Source organism: Rhodoferax sp. UBA5149 (assembly GCF_002413825.1).
Classification (GTDB): Bacteria; Pseudomonadota; Gammaproteobacteria; order Burkholderiales; family Burkholderiaceae_C; genus Rhodoferax.
The window spans coordinates 1-4,552 of sequence record NZ_DHXT01000035.1 but is presented as its reverse complement, the minus strand read 5'-3'; the positions used below and the strand labels follow the sequence as shown (position 1 = coordinate 4,552).

The following is a 4,552-nucleotide window of genomic DNA, read 5'->3' as shown; positions in this document are numbered from 1 at the left end:
GGGCATTACCTCAAGGTGCTGATGGATGAGGTGTTTGGGCGGGGGAATTTTGTTACATCGTTCGAGTGGCAAAAAACCCTTACTCGCCGTAACGACGCAAAAGTGGTGTCAGAAGCGCATGACCATGTGCTTTTGTATGCGCGCAATTCCGGGCACATGGGTTTGAACCGCCAAGTCAGCGGTGAGCGCCAGCGTGCGACATACACGAACCGCGACAAGGACCCCAGGGGTGACTGGCTTGCAATCCCGTTTCACGCACCAAACATCCGACCAAACCTTACCTTCCCGATCACGACGCCCGGTGGGCGGGTATTAATGCCCCCGGCGGGAAGGTGCTGGAGTACGACGAAAGAAAAGTACGAAGAGTTGCGTGCCGATGGACGCGTCTATTTTGGGCGCGATGGTAATGGGATGGCCCAACGAAAGAAGTTTTGGCTGGAGTCAGCGCAAACCGTTGTGCCATGGACTTGGTGGCCCTATGAGGAAACCGGCGATAACCGAGAGGCGACGCGCGAAGCCAAAGAACTGTTGGGCGAATCAGCCGTCGGAATTTTCTCAACCCCCAAGCCAGAACGACTCATCCTGCGCGTTCTGGAACTCGCAACCGACGAAGGCGACCTCGTCCTCGACAGCTTCCTCGGCTCCGGCACCACCGCTGCTGTCGCCCACAAAATGGGCCGCCGCTGGATCGGCATCGAGATGGGCGAGCATGCCGCCACGCACTGTCTGCCGCGCCTGCAAAAAGTCATCGACGGCGAGCAGGGTGGCATCAGCAAGGCGGTCGGCTGGGGGCCTACCGCAGGGGGCGCTGGAAATACCGCCACGGACGGCGGTGCGTGGACGGGTGGCGGTGGTTTCCGCTTCATGCGGCTGGGTGAAACAGTGTTTGATGAGAGTGGCCGCATCAACCCGGCCGTGCGCTTTGCCACATTGGCGGCCTTTGTCTGGCAGCAGGAAACCGGCAGCGCCTGGCCGGGCTACGAGCCGTCGCCCACGCACCCCGCAATTGCCAAACCCGGCACGCCCTATCTCGGCACTCACTATGTTTTTGATAGCTGCTTACGCACAACGGACGAGGGCTTGGAGCCAATTTCGTCTATAAAACAGCCGCAGTTTGCCTGCTATCTGCTGTACAACGGCATTCTGGGAGACAAGCGCCCGGCCAGCGGCAATGTGCTGACGCAAGCGGTGCTGGACGCCCTGCTGGCGCTGCACGCCGAAGTTCACGGTTTAGCGCCCGCCCCAGCAGCCCCGCTGCTGGTGTACGGCGAAGCCTGCCGACTGGGGGCGGAGCGCTTGAGACTGGCGAACGTGACGTTCAAGCACATTCCGTATGACGTGAAGGCACGGTGACTATGGACAGCAGCATGACAGCCAAAGAGTTGCAAGCCTTTCTCAAGGCGCGTTTCCCAAAAGAGAACGAGCGCCACGAGTGGAAGGAATGGGCCAGCTTGAAGTCCAACATTTCAGGTCGCAAGGGTGAAGACCTGGTGTCTTATGTCTCGGCGCTGGCCAACATGGATGGCGGCTGCGTCGTCATTGGTGTGCAGGACAAGACACTGGCAGTGACGGGTATCCAGGACTTTGCGACCTACACGCTAGAGGACGTCGCCCACCGTATTCTGGGGAAAACCCCCGGCCTGCCATCCCTGGGGCTGCACATCGAAGCGCGGCACGCCAGCGATACCGGCGCCATCGTCTGGCTGGTGCATGTGCCGCGTCATGCGCCCAGGCAACCCGTGCAAGCGCACGACAAGGCGTGGCAGCGCGATGGCGACAGTCTGGTCGAGTTGCGCCCGGACCGCCTGCGCGGCATTTTGACGGAGCTGATCGCAGGTCTTGATTGGAGCGCCGAGATCGTGCCGCGTGCAACTCTGGCCGATCTCGACGCTGCTGCGATTGCCAAGGCGCGCGAAAAGTTTGCCGCCAAGCACCAGCAGGAGCGCTGGGCTGCGGAAATCTCCGGCTGGAGCACTGAAGAGTTTCTAGACCGCGCCAAGATCACCCTGCACGGCAACATCACCCGCACTGCCTTGCTGTTGCTCGGCCTGCCGCAGAGCGTGGGGCTGCTGCCAAATAGCACCGCAGAAATTACCTGGAAAGTGCCAGACGAGCGCATCGCCAAGCACTTCGGCCCACCGTTTTTACTCACCACCACCGAGGTGGGGCAGCACATCCGCAACCCCAACATCAAGCTGTTCCCGGCGACAGAGTTGCTGGCGATTGAGCTGCCCCGCTACGACATCAAAGTCATCCTGGAAGGCCTGCACAACTGCATCGCCCATCAAGACTACGAACAGGCCGGGCGCATTGTGGTGCTTGAGACGGTGGGGCGGCTGCGCTTGAGCAACCTGGGCGGGTTTGTCGATGGCAAACCCGAAGACTATTTCACCGGCGATCGCACGCCCAGCGTGTACCGCAATCATTGGCTGGCGATTGCCATGAACAACATCGGCATGATCGACAAGGGCGGCTACGGTATTCGCGACATGGTGACCAGCCAACGCAAGCGCTACTTGCCGTTGCCGGACTATGAGGGGTCCACGCCCATAGAAACGCTGTTCAACATCTACGGCCAGCAAATTGACGAGAACTACAGCCGCCTGCTAATGGAGCGCTCCGACCTGCCGCTGGAGCAGGTGATCTGGCTGGACAGGGTACAAAAGAAACTCAAGATTGCTGATGATCAGGCCGCCCTGTTGCGCAGAGCGCAGTTAATCGAGGGGCGCAAACCCAATTTCTTTGTGTCCGCCGTTGTTGCCAAGGTCACCAATACCCAAAACCAATATGTTTTGAACAAGGGTTTTGACGATGACCATTACAAACGCACCATTCTCAAACGGCTCAAGCTTGGCCCAGCTACGGGAGACCAGCTACGCCAGCTTGTGCTTGACAAGTTGCCCGCCGTGCTCTCAGCAAAAGAGAAGGAAACAAAGGTCAAAAACCTGCGCACAGCCTTACGCTTGCGTGGCCTGGAGGGCGTTTTTATTGAAGTAGCCACCTCGGGGCCATCCCGTGGCGCGGGCGCTATATGGCGTATCAAGGCGTAGAAGGTGTTTAACAGTTAATTAACAGTTGTTTAACGGCTGCTTTAAAAGTTTGAATTAAACAACTTTCTAAACAATTCCCATGAAAATTACCAATGTATTCAATAACTTAGCATTGTTTAACGGTTAAAAGTAATTTTGCATTAACCCTATTTAGCCAACCCAATGACCACCCTCGCCCTCAAGTCCTACCAACAAGCTGCCCTTGACGCGCTCAAGAGTTTTGCCCGCGCTGCCCAGCTCAAGGGCCCGGCGATGGCTTTTGGCGAACAGGTGGGACGGCCTTACAACCCCGATCCGTTTGGCGAGGTGCCCTGCATTTGCCTGCGCATTCCCACGGGCGGCGGCAAAACACTGATGGCGGCGCATGCCGTCAACGTGTTGGCCCAGGCGTGGCGCGCGACCGATGCGCCGGTGGCGGTGTGGCTGGTGCCCAGCGACACGATTCGCAGCCAGACGCTTAAAGCCCTGCAAACGGCGAGCCACCCGTACCGCGAAGCGCTGGAAGCCAGCTATGGTGCGGGCGTGCGGATTTGTGTGCTGGAAGACCTGGCGAACATCGCTCCATCGGACTGGGGCCAGCGCGCCGTGGTCGTGGTGGCGACCATTCAGAGCTTTCGGATTGACGACACCGACAAGCGCAACGTGTACAGCTTCTCGGAAAACTTTGAGCGGCATTTCAAAGGCTCAGACGCGCAGCGCTTGCGGGTGCTGCGCGATTTGCCGGATGCGGTGGTGACCGCTGAAGAAGCTGCAGCGGATAGAAGCGGCGTGCTGAGTGGCTTTGTCGGCCAGCCACGCTGGAGCCTGACCAACTGGCTGGCCTTGCACGAGCCGCTGCTGATTGTGGACGAGGCGCACAACACCAAAACCGACAAGAGCTTTACCGCACTCAAGCGCCTGAACCCCAGCGCCATTCTGGAGCTGACTGCCACGCCCATCCCCTCCAAAACCAATGTGCTGTACCACGTCAGCGCCCAGGAGCTGGCAGCGGAAAGCATGATCAAGCTGCCGATTGCGCTGGCCGAACATCCGCAGGGCTGGCAGCAGGCGGTGTTTGCCGCCGTGCAAAACCAGCGCGAACTCGAAGGTGAAGCGCTGAAAGATGAGGCGACGGGCCACGGCTATGTACGGCCTATCGTGCTGTTTCAGGCGCAAAACGAGAACGACGAGGTGCCGCCGGCCGCCCTGCGCAAACATCTGGAAGATGAGCTGCATATTCCCAAAGAGCAGATCAAGGTCGCCACCGGGGACACACGCGAACTGGAGGGGCTGGACCTGGCCTCGCGCGACTGCCCGGTGCGTTATGTCATCACGGTGCAGGCGCTGCGCGAGGGCTGGGATTGCCCGTTTGCTTACGTTTTGTGTTCACTGCAAAAGCTGTCCAGTGCGACTGCCGTCGAGCAGTTGCTGGGCCGGGTGCTGCGCATGCCTTACGCCAGCCCACGCGGGCGCGAGGCGCTGAATCGGGCTTATGCGCATGTCTGCGAGGCCAAGTTTTCTAC

3 protein-coding genes are annotated in these 4,552 nt (G+C 59.5%); all 3 read left to right on the top strand.

The annotated features are described in order from the left end of the window. Positions 1-1,353 (top strand): site-specific DNA-methyltransferase (locus B3V69_RS02775; protein WP_296443576.1); only part of this gene is annotated, 1,353 nt, incomplete at its 5' end. Positions 1,354-1,367: 14 nt separating this feature from the next. After that, positions 1,368-3,050, top strand: a complete 1,683-nt coding sequence (locus B3V69_RS02770) for an RNA-binding domain-containing protein (RefSeq protein WP_296443575.1) — start codon at positions 1,368-1,370, stop codon at positions 3,048-3,050. 162 nt (positions 3,051-3,212) lie between these two features. Beyond that, on the top strand, positions 3,213-4,552 hold a 1,340-nt coding region (locus B3V69_RS02765; RefSeq protein ID WP_296443574.1), incomplete at its 3' end, for a DEAD/DEAH box helicase.